General features: G+C 69.7%; 11 protein-coding genes. 3 read left to right on the plus strand and 8 right to left on the minus strand.

Going from position 1 to position 15,207, the window contains the following annotated elements:
* Positions 1-153: 153 nt before the first annotated feature.
* Both BSP109_RS17275 and BSP109_RS08525 read left to right on the plus strand, forming a co-directional pair.
* Complete coding sequence (locus BSP109_RS17275; protein ID WP_180959659.1) at positions 154-2,613, plus strand: hypothetical protein; 2,460 nt, start codon at positions 154-156, stop codon at positions 2,611-2,613.
* On the plus strand, positions 2,610-4,718 hold the full coding sequence (locus BSP109_RS08525) for a hypothetical protein (RefSeq protein WP_101600035.1): 2,109 nt from the start codon (positions 2,610-2,612) through the stop codon (positions 4,716-4,718). The genes BSP109_RS17275 and BSP109_RS08525 overlap by 4 nt, the downstream gene beginning before the upstream one ends.
* Before the next feature lie 334 nt (positions 4,719-5,052).
* Here the strand turns inward: BSP109_RS08525 and BSP109_RS08530 are convergent, their stop codons facing one another.
* From BSP109_RS08530 to BSP109_RS08540, 3 genes are all read right to left on the minus strand, one after another.
* The gene (locus BSP109_RS08530) at positions 5,053-7,410 is read right to left on the minus strand and encodes a bifunctional UDP-sugar hydrolase/5'-nucleotidase (RefSeq protein WP_101600036.1); all 2,358 of its coding nucleotides are present in this window, start codon (positions 7,408-7,410) and stop codon (positions 5,053-5,055) included.
* 117 nt (positions 7,411-7,527) lie between these two features.
* Positions 7,528-8,481 carry a tRNA pseudouridine(38-40) synthase TruA gene (gene truA, locus BSP109_RS08535; protein WP_101600037.1) on the minus strand — a complete coding sequence of 318 codons (954 nt, stop codon included), beginning with the start codon at positions 8,479-8,481 and terminating at the stop codon, positions 7,528-7,530.
* Positions 8,478-9,158, minus strand: coding sequence for a hypothetical protein (locus tag BSP109_RS08540; protein WP_146001108.1), 681 nt, complete (start codon positions 9,156-9,158; stop codon positions 8,478-8,480). Before BSP109_RS08540 ends, truA begins: the two co-directional genes overlap by 4 nt.
* Positions 9,159-9,353: 195 nt before the next feature.
* Here BSP109_RS08540 and BSP109_RS08545 point away from each other — a divergent pair, with 195 nt between their 5' ends.
* Positions 9,354-10,541, plus strand: coding sequence for a glycosyltransferase family 1 protein (locus BSP109_RS08545; RefSeq protein WP_219618519.1), 1,188 nt, complete (start codon positions 9,354-9,356; stop codon positions 10,539-10,541).
* 245 nt (positions 10,542-10,786) lie between these two features.
* Here BSP109_RS08545 and BSP109_RS08550 read toward each other — a convergent pair whose 3' ends face one another.
* The 5 genes from BSP109_RS08550 to BSP109_RS08570 all read right to left on the minus strand — a co-directional run bounded on the left by BSP109_RS08550 (position 10,787) and on the right by BSP109_RS08570 (position 15,155).
* A complete protein-coding gene (locus BSP109_RS08550; protein ID WP_101600039.1) occupies positions 10,787-12,286 on the minus strand; it encodes a sodium:alanine symporter family protein in 1,500 nt (499 codons plus the stop codon).
* A gap of 88 nt (positions 12,287-12,374) precedes the next feature.
* The gene (locus BSP109_RS08555; protein ID WP_087005267.1) at positions 12,375-12,986 is read right to left on the minus strand and encodes an energy-coupling factor transporter transmembrane protein EcfT; all 612 of its coding nucleotides are present in this window, start codon (positions 12,984-12,986) and stop codon (positions 12,375-12,377) included.
* 69 nt (positions 12,987-13,055) lie between these two features.
* Positions 13,056-13,850 (minus strand): energy-coupling factor ABC transporter ATP-binding protein, encoded by a 795-nt coding sequence (locus tag BSP109_RS08560; RefSeq protein ID WP_257944611.1) that lies wholly within the window; start codon positions 13,848-13,850, stop codon positions 13,056-13,058.
* Positions 13,847-14,476: a biotin transporter BioY gene (locus tag BSP109_RS08565; protein ID WP_087005273.1), complete on the minus strand. Its 630-nt coding sequence runs from the start codon at positions 14,474-14,476 to the stop codon at positions 13,847-13,849. Before BSP109_RS08565 ends, BSP109_RS08560 begins: the two co-directional genes overlap by 4 nt.
* 109 nt (positions 14,477-14,585) lie before the next feature.
* On the minus strand, positions 14,586-15,155 hold the full coding sequence (locus BSP109_RS08570) for a DapH/DapD/GlmU-related protein (RefSeq protein WP_087005276.1): 570 nt from the start codon (positions 15,153-15,155) through the stop codon (positions 14,586-14,588).
* Positions 15,156-15,207 lie beyond the last annotated feature (52 nt).

Genomic DNA, 15,207 nt, shown 5'->3' on the forward strand with positions numbered 1-15,207 from the left:
CACGGATGACCCACCTGAAACCTGCAACGCGACTAGAGGCTTAGCGAGGAACGTGTGCTGACGTACGCAACGACGCTCAAATCTACCGCATCCGCACAGGACCCTGCAAACCCGCTCCAGCCGGTCCGCAGGCTTCGCCGGTAGGCTGACACGGTGCTCTTCCTCCGTGTGCTCGCGTCCGTCGCCTGCGTCCTGGGCCTCGTCGTCCCGGGCGCAGCCGTCGCAGCGCCTGCCCAGACCGCTGGATCCAGCGCTTCTCCCGCAGGATCCAGCGCTCCGTCCGCGGACGAGGACGCCGCGACCGGCGTCGTCGTGATCGGCGCCTCCGGTCTCACACTGTCGGACATCGGACCGGAGCGCACACCGAACCTCTGGTCGCTGGTGGAGGACGGAGCGTCTGCGAACCTCGCGGTCCGCACACTCACGCCCGCCACGTGCGCGGCTGCGGGCTGGCTGAGCTTCGGTGCGGGCGCGCGGATGCACAGCGTCGACCTCACACCGGACTGGTTCAGTCCGCTGCTCGCCCACACCTCGTGCCCCCGGATGGTCGACCCCGTCCCGGCCTCCGCCGCCGAGGCGCCGGAGGCAGAGGATCCCGACGCCGCCGAACCGTCGGTGGACTCCGATGTCTCCGACGACCCCGAGGTCCCCGCCGGCACGCCGGTCGCGGCCGGGCCCGCCACCTTCGAGGACTTCGAGCGGGTCCTCGCGGCGAACGCAGGCTCCGGATACGGCGCGGATCCGGGTGTCTTCACCCGCGCCGCGGAGGATGCCGACTGGTGCACAGTGGCCTACGGCCGTGGAGCCGCGTACGCGGCGGCGGACGAAGAGGGCCGTGTCGAGACCTGGGCCCCGACGACGAGCCTGGTCACGGACCCGACCGGCACCTCGGCGGATGAGGAGGACGAGCAGATCCTCGATTCCTGCGCGCTCACGCTCATCGACGCGGGCACCGCCGCGGACCCCACGTGGGAGCCGAACGCGTGGCACGCGTGGAACGACGAATCGCTGGGCCGCACGCGGACCGGGCAGATCGCGGCACTGGACGCGCGCGTGGGTCGCGTCCTCGAGCAGACTCCGGACACCTCCGACGTCGTCGTCGCCGGTCTGGGCGATGCCGACTACCCCTCGCGCCTGCGCGCGGTCATCGCCGCGGGCCCCTCCTACGAGCCCGGCACGCTGCGCTCCTCCTCGACCCGGCAGCCGGGCCTCGTGCAGCTCACCGACGTGCTGCCGGCAGCGATCGGGGAGGTCGGACTCGAATCGGAGGGCACGTCCCCCGCGGGATTCGTCGTCGACCCGTCCGACGACGCCTCCACGCGCATGGACGACCTGGTCGCGGATTCCCGCAAGGCCGGGACGGTCCACACGCACGCGCAGACCTTCAGCGTCTTCCTCGACGTCATCCACTACGCGCTCACGATCACGCTGGCGATCCTGCTGCTGGTGCCCGTGGTCCGGACTCTGCGGACGAAGACGCCCCGCACGCTCACAGCGCTGCGGACGTCCGGCGCGTGGGTGTGCTTCACGATCGGGCTGCTGCCGATGGCGAGCTTCGCCGCCGGCGTCCTGCCGTGGGGTCGCGTGCCGGCGCCCGGGTGGGGGCTCACAGGTGCGATCGCACTGGGCACGGCGGCCCTCGTGGCGGTGTCGATCGCGGGACCGTGGCGACGCACCTGGCAGGGCCGTGTGGCGGCGGTGTCGCTGGTGTCCGCCGTCGTGCTCGTCGCCGACGTCGCGCTGGGCTCGCGCCTGCAGTTCAACGCGCTCATGGGATACAACCCGATCGTCGCGGGCCGCTTCTACGGACTGGGCAATCAGGGCGCCGCGCTCTTCCTCGCAGCAGCGCTCCTGGGCCTGGGCATCATCGCGTCACGACTCGTCGACACGGGCAGGACCGTGACCGCGCGCCTGCTGGTCGCGGGGTTCGCCCTCGTGTCCGTCTTCGTCCTGGGCAACCCGGCGTGGGGTGCGAAGTTCGGCGGGACCGTCGCCGCGCTCGTCGGATTCACCGTCCTGCTGCTGTCCCTCTTCCGGATCCGTGTGAGCATCGTGCGCCTGGCGCTCATCGGGGCGGGTGCGCTGACGATCATCGTGGGCGTCGCGGGGCTGGACTACCTGCGACCGCCCGCCGAGCGCTCGCACTTCGGAAACTTCTTCGGCCAGGCCCTCGACGGTCAGCTCATCGAGGTGATCACCCGCAAGCTCGAGGCGAACCTCAGGATCATGGTCATCAACCCGGCGCTCGCGATCGTCGTGCCGCTGGCCGTCTTCACCGTCCTCTTCAGCCTGGCGTACCTGCAGCGCTACCAGGCCACTGCAGCACTCGCGCGACCGTGGGCGAACACCCTGCCGCCGGCGCTCGCGCACCCCACCGTCCACGCGGGCTTCCTCTCCGCGGCCATCGCACTGGGCGTGGGACTCGTCATCACCGACTCCGGCGTCGCGGTCCCCGCGACCGGAGCCATGATGCTCGTACCGATGCTCGTCGTCATGAGCGTGGGCATCGACCGTGACAGTGCCGACTCAGCGCGTGAGGGCTCTGCGGACAGGACATCCGAGTCGGCCGTGGAGGCCGAGGCGACAGCGGAAGCTGTGGAGGCCGACCGATGAGGCGCGCACTCGCGGCGGTGTGGGCCGTCATCCTCATCCTCGCACTGGCGGCCGCACCTGCGGTGGCGTCTCCAGCAGAGGTGGCGTCTCCCGCGCAGGACGAGGCGAGCGCTCACCCCGTCGTCTTCCTGGGCTTCGCGGGCGTCACCTTCGAAGACCTCGATCCGAACCGGACGCCGAACCTGTGGCGGCTCATCGACGAGAGCGCCGTCGGCTCGCTCACCCCACGCTCCGTACGGCCCACCAGCTGTGCTGCGGACGGGTGGCTCGCGCTGAGCTCCGGACGGCGCGCCGCGGATGAGCCCCGGCCCACGTGCCGCGTGCTGCAGGAGCCGATCGGCGGGTGGGTGCCCGACTGGGACGTGTACCTGGACCAGGCCGCGGAGGACAACTACACGCCCGCCGTCGGGACGCTCACCGAAACGGCGAAGGAGGCCGACGCCAGCGTCACCGGGATCGGCCCCGGCGCGGCCATCGGCACGGCGCAGCCGGACGGGCGCACGGAGGACTGGCAGCCCCTGCGCGAGCCCGGTGAGGTGGGTGAGCAGGTGGCCGCGGCGTCGTCGACATCCGACATCGTGCTCGTCGACCTCGGCAGCGTGTACTCGCCGGGACAGTCCGTCGCGGGCATCGACGAAGCGGTCGGCGAGGTCCTCGCATCGATCGACGAACTGCCCGCCGAGGGTTCCCCCACGATCATCGCCGCGTCGATCGCCGATGCACGCACCGATGATTCCCGGATGCAGTTCTCCGCCGTGCGCGGCGGGATCGGAGCCGGGGGCCCGATGGGCGGTCAGGGATCGTCCCAGCTGCTCACCTCGTCGTCCACACGGCAGCCCGGGCTCGTGCAGGTCACGGACCTCACCCCCACGCTCCTCGCGTCCGCGGGCGTCACCGGTACCGGCGGAATGGCGGGGGCTCCCCTGTCGTTCGTCGACGGCCCCACGGACGCGGCGAACAAGCAGCAGGCGATGATCGACCGGCAGACCGCCGTCCTCACCCAGGAGAACATCTCCGCATGGTTCTATGCCGCGTGGGGGCTCCTGCTCGCCGGCCTGCTGGTGACGTGCACGGTGATCGCCAAGCGCCGCGGAGTGCGGCGGGTCGCGAACGCGATGAAGGTCGGAGGGCTGCTCGCCGCGGCTCTGCCGGTGTCGACGTTCCTCGTGAACGTGCTGCCGTGGGAGCGGTCGCCGTCCGCGGACGTCGCGATGCTGGGCGGAGTCGTCGGGTGGGCGATCGTGCTCTCCGCGCTCGCGCTGCTGGGCCCGTGGCGCAGGCTGCCGGCCGGTGCTCTGGGCTTCATAGCCGCCACGACCGTCGGGGTGCTCGCCGTCGACGTCATCACGGGCTCCTCGCTGCAGATGTCGACGCTGCTGGGAGAGCCATTGCTCATCGCCTCCCGGTTCTACGGGATCGGCAACTCCGCGCTCGCGCTGTACTGCACCGCGCTCCTCCTGGGCCTGGGCGTCGTCTGCTCCTGGATGCACCGCCGCTGGGCCATCACGACAGTGGTCATCGTGGCGGTGCTCGCCTCCTGCGTTCTGCTCGCGACACCGGGGCTGGGCACCAAGTTCGGATCCGTGCCCACCCTCGTCCTGGGCACCGCCGTCTTCGCGCTCACCGCTGCCGGGGTGAAGCTGTCATGGCGCAGGCTGCTGCTGTTCGGCGGCGGCGCGGCGGGCCTCATGCTGCTCGTGCTGTTCCTCGATTGGCTGCGGCCCGCGGAGCAGCGGACCCACTTCGGGAACTTCTTCGACTCGATCCTCACCGGTGAGGCCGGCGCTGTGCTCCTGCGGAAGATCGGCATGAACATCGACATCCTCACGCAGAGCTGGCTCACGATGCTCCTGCCGTTCGCGCTGGCGGCCGTGCTGTGGGCCGCCATCTCCCCCGCCCGCTTCCGCATCCCCCTGCTGCGCGAGTGGTATCGCGACATGCCGCTGCTGCGCACCTCCGTCATCTCACTGGCCGTGCTGCTGACCGTGGGGACGTTCATCAACGACTCCGGCATCGTCGTCCCGGCCGTCGGCATCCTCTTCCTGGTACCGGCCCTCACCCACCTGGTGGGGCTGAAGGCGAAGGAGCAGCCCGCACTCGGGTGAGGGTGAGGGTGAGCGGACGGCTCCTGCTCCGCCCGTCTCGTGCTCGAGTGAGTACAACCTGGTCCACGGTGTGGCGCATTGAGACCTGTGGCGCATTGAGACCGGATTGTACTCACTCGAGAGTGCAGGCGATCATGGGCGGGAGATTCAGGCGGGAGATTCACCTTGGGATTGCAGACGGAGGGCCCGCACGTTTCCGTGCGGGCCCTCCGTCTGCCGAGGTACTGGCCCGGCCGAGGTACTGGCCCGGCCGAGGTACTGGTCCGGCTGAGGTACTGGTCCGGCTGAGTTTCTCACCAGTCAGTGATCCTGACTAGTCAGAGGTCCTGACCCGTCAGAGCCCCTTGCCGCGCTTGCGGCTGGCCGCCAGTGCCGCGCCGCCGGCTGCGACGAGTGCCGCAGCGAGGCCGAGGATGCCGCCCAGCTCTGCACCGGTGCGGGGCAGATCGCCGTTGTCATCGTCACGGGCATCGTCGTCACGGCCGTCATCGCCGTTGCCGCCGTCATCGCTGCCATTGTCGTCGCCGCCGTTGTCGTCGTCGCGACCGTCGTCACCGCTGCCGCCGTCATCACCGTTGCCACCGTCATCGGAACCGTTGTCATCGTCGTCCTCACCCGGCTGGGCATCGGTGACGGTGACGGTGAGGTCGAGCGAACGGCTGACGGGCAGCGGGTTGTCGTCCCACCACGCGTGCTCCGGATCCGCGATCAGCGTCGCGGTGACCGTGTGTTCGCCGGCCTCCACGTCGTCGCCGGCAGCGACGGTGAGCTCGCTCTCCGTCGTGCCCTCTGCGATCTTCTCGAGCACTGCGGACTCCGCAGCCGTGGCGTTCGCAGCCGTGAACGCGTCCTCGACTCCTGCGAGGTCGGCGGAGAAGCCCTCCGGCAGCTCGAGCGCCAGGTCGAAGGGGCCGTCGATGTCACGCGCGGCCTCGGTCATGAAGGTGAGCCCGACGTCGCCGCCCTGCTCGACCTCGATCTCCTCGCCGCCGGAGTAGGCGAACGACGCTGTGAGATCCTCCGTGTTGATGACGTCGAGCGCGAAGTCCGCCTGACGCTCCTGCGGATCCCCTTCGACGACGTCGCGGGTCTCGAAGTAGTTTTCCCAGACCTCGAAGTCGGTGATGCCCGACTGCTGGAACTCGCCGTTGGCGAAGGCGGAGAAGTTGTCGCCGCCGGAGGCCAGGAAGCTCAGTGTCGCGACGCGGTACTCCGCGTTCGGGTCGATCTCCTCACCGTTGAACTCGACGGACACGACGTGCTCGCCGCGCTCCGCGTCGGAGTCGTAGACGACGTCGAGCTCGTCGGAGATGCCCATGTGGAGGAACGAGCGCGACGCCCCGTCCGGCTGCCACTGCTCCTCGATGAGCTGGATGACGTCCGCACCCGTGAGCGTGACGACGCCGTGGTCGTTGGCGAACGGCAGGACGGCGTTGAGCTCGCCCACCGTCACCTCGCCCGGCTCCTCGCCGCCGAAGACGTCATCGACGAGCAGGTCGGTGCGCAGGCCGCCCGGGTTCGTCATGCCGAAGTCGGCCTCTTCGAGCTGCGACATCTCCACGCCCTCCTTGAGGGCGTCCGCCACGAGGTTGCCCAGCTGGGACTCGCCGCCGCGGTCCTCCGAACCGTCCTCGTTGAACGCGCGGGTGATGTCCTCGTCGATGGTCCCGACGACCTCGGAGCCGATCTCGTTCGCCGTCTCCTCGGCGTCCGCGACGATCCCGTCGACCTCATCCACGACGGGCGAGTCGAACGACTGGTCCGCGGTCTCGAGCAGTGCCTGCTCGTCGACCGACCAGTCGCCCTCGCCCTCGCTGGTGAGCGTGACCTTGCCGACGATCTCGCCGTAGCTGCCCGACTGGACGACGGGGCGCGTGCGCCCGTCGTCGCCCGGCACGGGGGCGGAGAAGTTCGCCTGCATGTGCGAGTGTCCGAAGAACATCGCATCGATCGACGCGTCCGCACCCGTGACGACGGAGTTGAACTCCTCGTTCGACGACAGGGCAGAATCCAGGTCGGAGACATCGCCTGGTCCCAGGTGCGCCGCGAGGACCGTCAGGTCCGGCTTCTCGTCGTCCGGCAGCGCTTCGAGCTCTTCTGCGGCGTCGTTGATCGCCGTGACGGGATCGCCGAACTCGATGTCCTCGATGCCGCCCGGGCTCACGAGCTGTGCGGTCTCCTCCGTCACTGCACCGATGACGCCGATCCGCACGTCGCCCTGCTCGACGATCGCGTACGGGTCGATCCCGTCCGCGACCTCAGTCGTGCCCTTCGCGTACACGTTCGCGCCGACGTTGGGGAAGTCCGTGTTCGGGCTGACGCGGTCACGCAGATCCGCGTAGCCGCGGTCGAATTCGTGGTTGCCCACCGATGCGGCGTCCGCACCGATCGCGTTGAGCACATCCATCGTGGGCTGGTCCTCCTGCGAGGACGACGCGTAGGTGGAGGCACCGATGTCGTCGCCGGCCGTCAGGATGGCAGTCTCACCGTCGAAGGCCGCGCGTTCGCGTTCGGCGACGGAGGCGACGCCGTGGCCGGCCTCTGCGATCCGCCCATGGAAGTCGGTGATGTTGAGCAGCTGGACCTGGGTGCCGGCGGGCGCATCGCCGAATGCGGGCAGCGCCGCCAGTGGCAGCACCATCCCCGTGGCGGCCGCACCAGCGACCACGCCGCGCAGGAAAGTCTTCTTCATCGTCGTCCTCATAACAGAAGGTGGGTGTTACGTCCGAGATTCTTGTGAATACACTCGAAGAATAGCCCGAGTTCGCATGAATGCGGCGTGAATTCCCATGAACGGTTGCAGCAGCGCTCAGCCGCGGAGCTCGCCCGGCTGCCTGCGGTTGCGCGCGGACTCCGCCTGAAGCGCCCATCCATCCGGCCCGTCGGGGTACCCGACTCCCTCGAGGACGAGACCGTGAGCAGGCATGAGGTGCATGGGCGGCAGTTCCGCACGGTCCGCCCCCGCCTCCGCTCGCGCCAGCAGCTGCGCGGGCTCCGTCACGCTCCACGCACCGGATCCCACACGCACCAGTCCGCCCACCAGCGCACGCACCATGTGGTGGCAGAACGCATCCGCGCGCAGGTCCAGCGCAATGACCCCCGAATCCTCCCGGACGACTGCGAGGTCGAGCAGCGTGCGGATCGTCGTCGACTCCGGTCGCGGCTTGCAGAACGGCAGGAAGTCATGGAGCCCCAGCACCTCGTAGGCGGCCCCCGCCATCGCGTCGTGGTCGAGCGTCCCGCGATGGACGACCGTGTGCTGCGCCGCGAGGGGGTCGCGCAGCGCCTCGTCGTCCGCGATGCGGTAGGAGTACCTGCGCCACACGGCGGAGAACCGCGCATCGAATTCTGCGGGCACCTCCTGCGCCCCGTGGATCACGAGGTCCGGGGCGCCCAGATGCCGGAGCACCCCGCGCAGCCGGCTCACCAGACCGTCGGCCGGCTCTCTGGTCCGCTTCCCCCTGCCGGTGAGATGGGCGAGCGCATCGGGCCGGAGGTCGCAGTGGACCACCTGCCCCCTCGCGTGGACGCCTGCGTCCGTCCTTCCCGCGACGACCGTGCGCACCCGCTCCCCGAAGACTGTGGCGAACCCCTCTTCGAGCACACCCTGAACGGTTCGCAGGGACGGCTGGGCCGCCCATCCGTGGAAGTCCGTCCCCACGTATCCGAGGTCGATCCGGAACCGGGACGGGGCTGCTGGAGGTGCCGCGGCTGCTGGGACTGCTGGAGCCGAGGACGCGTCGCCGTCCGGCGTCTGTGTCACAGGCCCTCCCCGACGCGTCCGGGCCGGTAGTTCTCCGAACCCGGCGAGGCATCGTCATCGATGTGGTGCTCATCGAGCTCCGACGGGGTGTAGTCGATCTCCGCGACCGTCGCGTACACACCGCGCCACGGTGCGGACAGGATCCGGGCACGCCGACGGGTGTAGGCGCGGACGCTCGAATTGTGATGCCGGACCGCGGTACCGATGTGGGTCTCGTGCGCCTCGAGCTGGGAGAGGAGGTCGTCGGCGAACCGGCACAGGGCCTCGGCGGAGGCCGCCTTCGTCCGGGCGCCGGACTCCGCCTTGTTGCCGGACTCTGTCCGAGTGCCCACCCTCTCCCGGGTGCCTGCGGCGACGGCGCGGACGGCATCGGTCACGACGTGCTCGGCGACACCGGCGTCGATGCGGGTGCGCACGGCCTGCGCGTTCGCCACCGCCGCTTCGAGGTCTCCGATGCGCGGATCCTCGCCCAGGACGCGCCCGGCCGCATCGACGTAGACGGGGACGAGTCCGTGCCGGGCTGCGCGGGCCACGTCGAACTGCCGACGGGCCTCCCGCGTGAGCGATCGGTTGAGCGACAGCTGGTTGTAGCGGGTGGTGAGGAGTACGACGATGCCTGCCACCAGCGCGATCACAGCGACGAGCACGACCCACTGCATGTGTCTGGAAGCCCCCACTCCGACGAAGTTCTCCGCGAGTCCCCAGGGACTCCGATACCCGCAGAATACACATGTTCACCGGTGGTTCAGGCGCCGTTGACCGGTGTGAGAACGCAGGCGGGTCCGGAGAGCACCGCGGATTCGCGAGGCGTTCGCCGGTACGTCACCTGTTCCACCCGGTATCCGTCATCTTCGTCACGTGAGATGAACCATGTGAGAGTCGCAGTGATCGCAGAATCGTTCCTCCCGCAGATGAACGGGGTCAGCCACAGCCTGCTCCGCGTGCTCGACCATCTGGCCGAGCGCGGAGACGAAGCCATCGTCATCGCACCCGGCAGTCGCGGCGATCGTCCGCGCGAGGTCGCAGGTGCCAGAGTCCTCCGAGTCCCCAGCTTCGCGATGCCGAAGTACCGCAAGGTCCGCGTGGCCCCGGGCGGAGTCGCCCGGATCCGGCGGCTGCTCGCGGACTTCGACCCGGACGTCGTCCACGTCGCCTCACCCTTCGTCCTGGGATGGCGGGGCGTGCTCGCCGCACAGGATCTGGGCATCCCGTCCGTCGCCGTCTACCAGACCGAGGTCCCCGCCTACGCCGCCCGCTACGGGATGCGCGGCCTCGAGACCGTGCTGTGGAACCACGTCCGCACCATCCACCAGCACGCCTCCCTCACGCTCGCACCGTCGTCCTACACGATCGACCAGCTCACCGGCATCGGAGTATCCGATGTGCGCCTGTGGGCCCGCGGCGTCGACTCCTCGCGGTTCGACCCCTCCCACAGGTCCGCGTCGTTCCGCGCGAAGGTCGGCGTGAGTGGGAACGGCACCGGGCCCGAGGTCGTCGTCGGCTTCGTGGGACGCCTCGCCGTGGAGAAGCAGGTCGAGGACCTGCGGATCCTGTCCTCGGTCCCGAACGTGAAGCTGGTCATCGTCGGCGAGGGGCCGCAGAAGGACCGCCTGAGACGTCTGCTCCCCGACGCCCACTTCACCGGGTTCCTGGGCGGGGACGCCCTGGCCCAGGCCGTCGCGAGCTTCGACATCATGGCCTCGCCGGGCGAGTTCGAGACGTTCTGCCAGACCATCCAGGAGGCGATGGCCTCCGGGGTCCCCGTCGTGGCGCCGGCGCGCGGCGGACCGCTGGACCTCGTCGACTCCTCCCGCACCGGGTGGCTGTACCGCCCGGGCGACCTCGAGGGGCTGCGCGCACACGTCGCGGACCTCGCCGGTGATGCGGCGAAGAGGAGGGCCTTCGGGCGGACGGCGCGGGAGACAGTGCTGGGCCGCACGTGGAAGAGCGTGTGCTCGCAGCTGATCGGCCACTATTCGGCGGCGATCGCGAGGCCCGCGCCGCAGGTCATCGGCCGGTCGTACACCGGTGGTGCCCGGTGGGCGCAGGACCGCGTCTGAGGGGTGGGGCCTGGGGCGCGCCTGAGGGGCACGGCGCAGTCGTGGGTCTCGTCTGACGGGCGCCGCCGGAGGCCCGTGCACGAGACCCGCACAGGTACAGCCACCAGCACACACGGCGAGACGCCGGCTACCGGTATGAAACACCGTGTTCAGGCGCGGTGTTTCATACCGGTCACCGGCGTTTCGCGAGAGCGTGAGCGGCTGGGCTCTGCGAGAGAGGTCAGCGAGGACGTGAGCGGCTGGGCTCAGGCTCCCTGGGCGGAGGTCCTGTCGTGGATGTCGACGTAGTCGCTGACGTCCTCCGGGGCCCAAGTCTCGACGTTCTTGATGTCCGGCATGTCGGTTGCGAGGAAGATCGGGTCCTCCCCCTTGCCCAGCTTCGCCCGGTAGTCGCGCAGCAGGCGCATCGCAGTCGGCGCGAGGATCGTGATGACGACCAGGTTGATGAGCGCGATCACGACCATCGACACCCCGGCGATGGACCACGCGAGCTCCACGGAGATGACGGAGCCGATGAACACCATCGCGACGACGGACAGACCGAAGGCCAGGTGCCAGCCGCGCTTCGACGTGAGGAAGTGGACGTTCGCCTCGCCGTAGGAGTAGTTGCCCAGCACGGATGTGAACGCGAGCAGCAGCATGATCGCGCCCAGGAGGATCGCCGACCAGGCGCCCAGGCTCGCGGTGAGCGACTCCTGGACCATGAGGAGGCCCTCGCCGCCGGTCGAGGGGTCCGGGAAGGCCACGAGCACGATGAACGCGGTGATCGTGCAGATGAGCAGCGTGTCGAAGTAGACGCCCAGCGTCTGGACGAGGCCCTGCTTGACGGGGTGGCTGACCGAGGCCGTCGCTGCGACGTTCGGCACCGAGCCCATGCCCGCCTCGTTGGAGAGCATCCCGCGCTGCACGCCGTTGACGATCGCAGCGCCGATGCCGCCGCCCACAGCCGCCTGCGGGCTGAAGGCGCCCTCGAACATCTGGCCGAAGACGCGGGGCAGCTCGCCGAAGTTCATGCCGACGACGATGAGTCCGATCAGCAGGTAGATGGCCGCCATGACCGGGACCATGTTCTGGGCGACGTTCGCGACCCGGCGCATCCCGCCGACCACGATGCCGGCGGTGAAGAGTGCGAGCACGATGCCCACGAGGAACGGCAGCCACGGCAGACCCGCCGGATCTGCGAAGGCACCGACGGCACCGCTCACGGCATCGGTGATCGTGTTCGCCTGCAGCGAGGTGAACGCCAGGGCGAAGCAGAAGATGAAGAGCAGCGCGAAGAACGCGCCGAACCCGCGGCTGCCCAGACCGCGATGGATGTAGAAGGCGGGCCCGCCCTTGTAGGTGTCGTCGGCGCGCACCTTCCACAGCTGGGCGAGCGTCGACTCGATGAAGCTCGCCGCGGAGGTGAAGAGGCACATGATCCACATCCACACGACGGCGCCGGGACCGCCGATGAAGATCGCACCCGCCACGCCGGACACGTTGCCCGTGCCCACGCGGGCGGCCGCGGAGATCACGAACGCCTGGAATGCGGACAGCGACTTCGTGTCATCCTTCGAACCCTCGTCGGACTGCGGCTTCTCCGTGATGGAACGGAACATGGCCGGCAGCATCCGGAACTGGACGGCGCCGGTGCGCAGCGTGAAGTACAGCGCCAGCAGCCCGACGACGGGCATGCCCAGCCAGGTCCACAGCCACCCTTCGGCGTTGCCGAGCCATGTGTTGAGGTCATCTATGAGTCCCATATGCGCCACGGTATCCGGAAGGGAGGTGACGTGTGACTCAGAGCACCGCTGTTATGACATGACTCACGTTCAGCGGAGGCTCAGCATCTCACTCGAGGCCGCGCGCTTCGAGGGCGCGCCCGGTGTCCTGCGCGTACTTCACCGTGCCCAGCACCAGCGGGATGGTGCGGGCGCGCAGGGAGCCCTCGAGACCTCGGGCGCGGGCGGAGTCTCCGGCGACCCGCGCGAGGTCGGCGATGACGGGGAGGCTGCGGACCACCAGCCCTGCGGCCAGGCCGACGGTCGCCGGTCGCAGGCCGACGAACCGCAGCGGCCACGCGAGGACCTCGAACACCGCGATCAGCTCGCCCACCGTCGTCGTGAGCATGAGCAGAGCGGCGGCCATGATGCACACGACGATGGTCGAGGAGAGCCGCAGGCCAGTGGCCCAGTCCGTGAGCCAGAGATGCGCGGCGAAGACGGCCACGATGATCAGGCCGATCCGCAGGACGGGAGCGACGAGTTCACGCAGCGGCAGACGGGCGCTGACCGCCACGGCGACGATGAGCACGAGGAGGCCCACGTTGACCTGGGCGTCACGCGTCGCCAGCACGACGACGCTCAGGGCGGCGACGCCTGCGAGCTTCGTCCACGCGGGCGATCGGTGCAGCCACGAGTCACCGGGGACCCGGCGCCCGAGGAAGCGCTGGCGGGCCCTCATGCGCGTGCTCTCACTGTGCGGGCTCTCACTATTCGTTCTCTCGCTATGCGGGCTCTCATGCGCGGGCCGTCACTCACGGGCCCGAGGCGCGCCGGACTCCACGGCGCGGGATTCCTCGGCGACGACCGCGCGGTAGGCGGCGACGACCTCGGCGGGGGCGCCGTCCGCATGCAGGCGACCATGGTGGATGAGGAGGGTGCGCTCGGCGTCCTGGGCGACCTCGAGGTCGTGGGTGGAGAGGATGGTGCGGACTCCGCGACGGGAGACGAGGTCGGCGAGCACGCCGCGCAGCTTCTCCCGATTCGCGAGGTCGAGCAGGGTCGTGGGCTCGTCGAGCACCAGCACTGCGGGGTCGACGGCGAGGACGGTCGCCAGGGCCACGAGCTGCCGCTGCCCGCCCGACAGCTCGTACACGCTGCGCTCCGCCAGATCCGCGACGCCCAGCTCGTCGAGGACTGCGAGTGCGCGGGTGCGGCGCTCGCGCTTGTCACGGACGAGGTGCTTGAGGGAGAGCTCGACGTCCTCGAGCGGGGTGGGCATGACGAGCTGAGCGGCCGGATCCGTGAAGACGAATCCCACGCGCCGCCGGACCTCACGTCCGCGGTCTGCGACGTCGAGCCCGTCGACCATGACCCGCCCCTCGTCGACCGGGATGAGCCCGTTGATGAGCTGGAGCAGGGTCGACTTGCCGGATCCGTTGGCCCCGATGACGGTCACCGTCGGCTCCGTGAGGGTGCACGAGACGTCCGAGAGGATCGTGCGGCTCGTCGCCTCATCCGGACGGCGATCGGCAGCCGGGTCGAGTACGTGGACGCCGGCGTTATCGAAGACGATCGCGGGGTCAGCCATCGGAGAATCAGTCATCGCCGGATCAGCACGGCGGGGAAGGCGCGGTGGACGACGACGGCCAGGGCTGCTGCGCCGGCGTTCTTCAGCACGTCCCCGGGCCAGAAGGCCATGTCCGCGACGAACGCCTGCTGCAGGGTGAGGCCCAGGTTGAGGGACATGCCCGTGATGCCCAGCGGGTGGACGGTGAGGAAGCTCGCGATCAGCCCGCCTGCGAAGAGGGCCAGCCACAGCTTCCAGCCGCGCAGGCGCTTGACGGCCCAGCCGGCGATCGCACCGACCACCAGCGCGTAGAGCGCGAAGCCCGCGATGTATCCGGCGGACGGTCCCGCAAGCACACCGAGGCCGCCGGAGAAGTTCGAGAAGATCGGCAGGCCGATGAGCCCCAGCGCCACATAGAGCGCGGTGGCGAGGAAGCCGCGCGCGGGCCCCAGGACCATGCCGCACAGCGCGATGGCGAGTGTCTGGAGGGTGATCGGTACACCCGCTCCGCCTACGGGGATCGCGGGCATCGCGGCGAACACCGCGAGCAGAGCCGCGAAGACCGCGATGAACGCCAGATCGCCGGCGCCCCATCGACTGCGGGAGGCCGAGACCTCGGACTGCGACACCGCTCCGCGGTCTGCGGTCGCTGCGTGTGACATGGGAACTCCTTCGTCTGTGCGACACCGTACTCCTGAACGGCGTTCAGGGCATGGGGCACACAGTACCTGAACACCGTTCAGGAGGCGAGGCGGACGGCTGCGCTTGGGATCAGTCCGTCACCGTGCGCACCACGCGCGCCGGGGAACCCACCACGACAGTGCCCTTCGGGACGTCCTTCGTCACCACGGACGCGGCCGCCACGACTGCGTCGTCCCCGATCGTCACTCCCGGCAGGACAGTCACGTTGGCCCCGATCCACACGTTGCGACCGATGACGATCGGAGCCGGGTGCATGTCTGCGCGCCGCGCGGGGTCGAGATCATGGTTGAGCGTCGCCAGCACCGTGTTGTGCCCGATCAGGCAGTCGTCGCCGATCGTCACTCCGCCCTGGTCCTGGAACCGGCAGCCCGAGTTGATGAAGACGCGCTTCCCGAGCGCGATGTTCTTCCCGAAGTCGGAGTGCAGCGGAGGGAAGACGGTGACGGTCTCATCGACGGGCCCACCGATGAGTGAGGCCAGCAGCTCACGCACCTGTGCAGGCTCGTGATACCCGCCATTCAGCTCGCCGGTGATGCGCAGCGCATCCTGACTGGTGCGGTGCATGACCTCGTGCAGCGGGGAGTCCCCCGTGATGGTCTGACCGGCATTCAGCGCTTCCAGGAGATCGTCGAGATCCATGGAGGCCTCCTTCATCGTTCCTGCGGACTGCCCCACTCCGCGAGCCGACTGC

Origin of the sequence: Brevibacterium sp. Mu109, assembly GCF_900169375.1 — a bacterium.
Classification (GTDB): domain Bacteria; phylum Actinomycetota; class Actinomycetes; order Actinomycetales; family Brevibacteriaceae; genus Brevibacterium; species Brevibacterium yomogidense_A.

Coding starts and splice junctions, on each gene's coding strand:
- BSP109_RS08525 (WP_101600035.1), top strand. CDS start 2,610: ATGAGGCGCGCACTCGCGGCGGTGTGGGCCGTCATCCTCATCCTCGCA.
- BSP109_RS08530 (WP_101600036.1), bottom strand. CDS start 7,410: ATGAAGAAGACTTTCCTGCGCGGCGTGGTCGCTGGTGCGGCCGCCACG.
- BSP109_RS08550 (WP_101600039.1), bottom strand. CDS start 12,286: ATGGGACTCATAGATGACCTCAACACATGGCTCGGCAACGCCGAAGGG.
- BSP109_RS08555 (WP_087005267.1), bottom strand. CDS start 12,986: ATGAGGGCCCGCCAGCGCTTCCTCGGGCGCCGGGTCCCCGGTGACTCG.
- BSP109_RS08560 (WP_257944611.1), bottom strand. CDS start 13,850: ATGACTGATTCTCCGATGGCTGACCCCGCGATCGTCTTCGATAACGCC.
- BSP109_RS08565 (WP_087005273.1), bottom strand. CDS start 14,476: ATGTCACACGCAGCGACCGCAGACCGCGGAGCGGTGTCGCAGTCCGAG.
- BSP109_RS08570 (WP_087005276.1), bottom strand. CDS start 15,155: ATGGATCTCGACGATCTCCTGGAAGCGCTGAATGCCGGTCAGACCATC.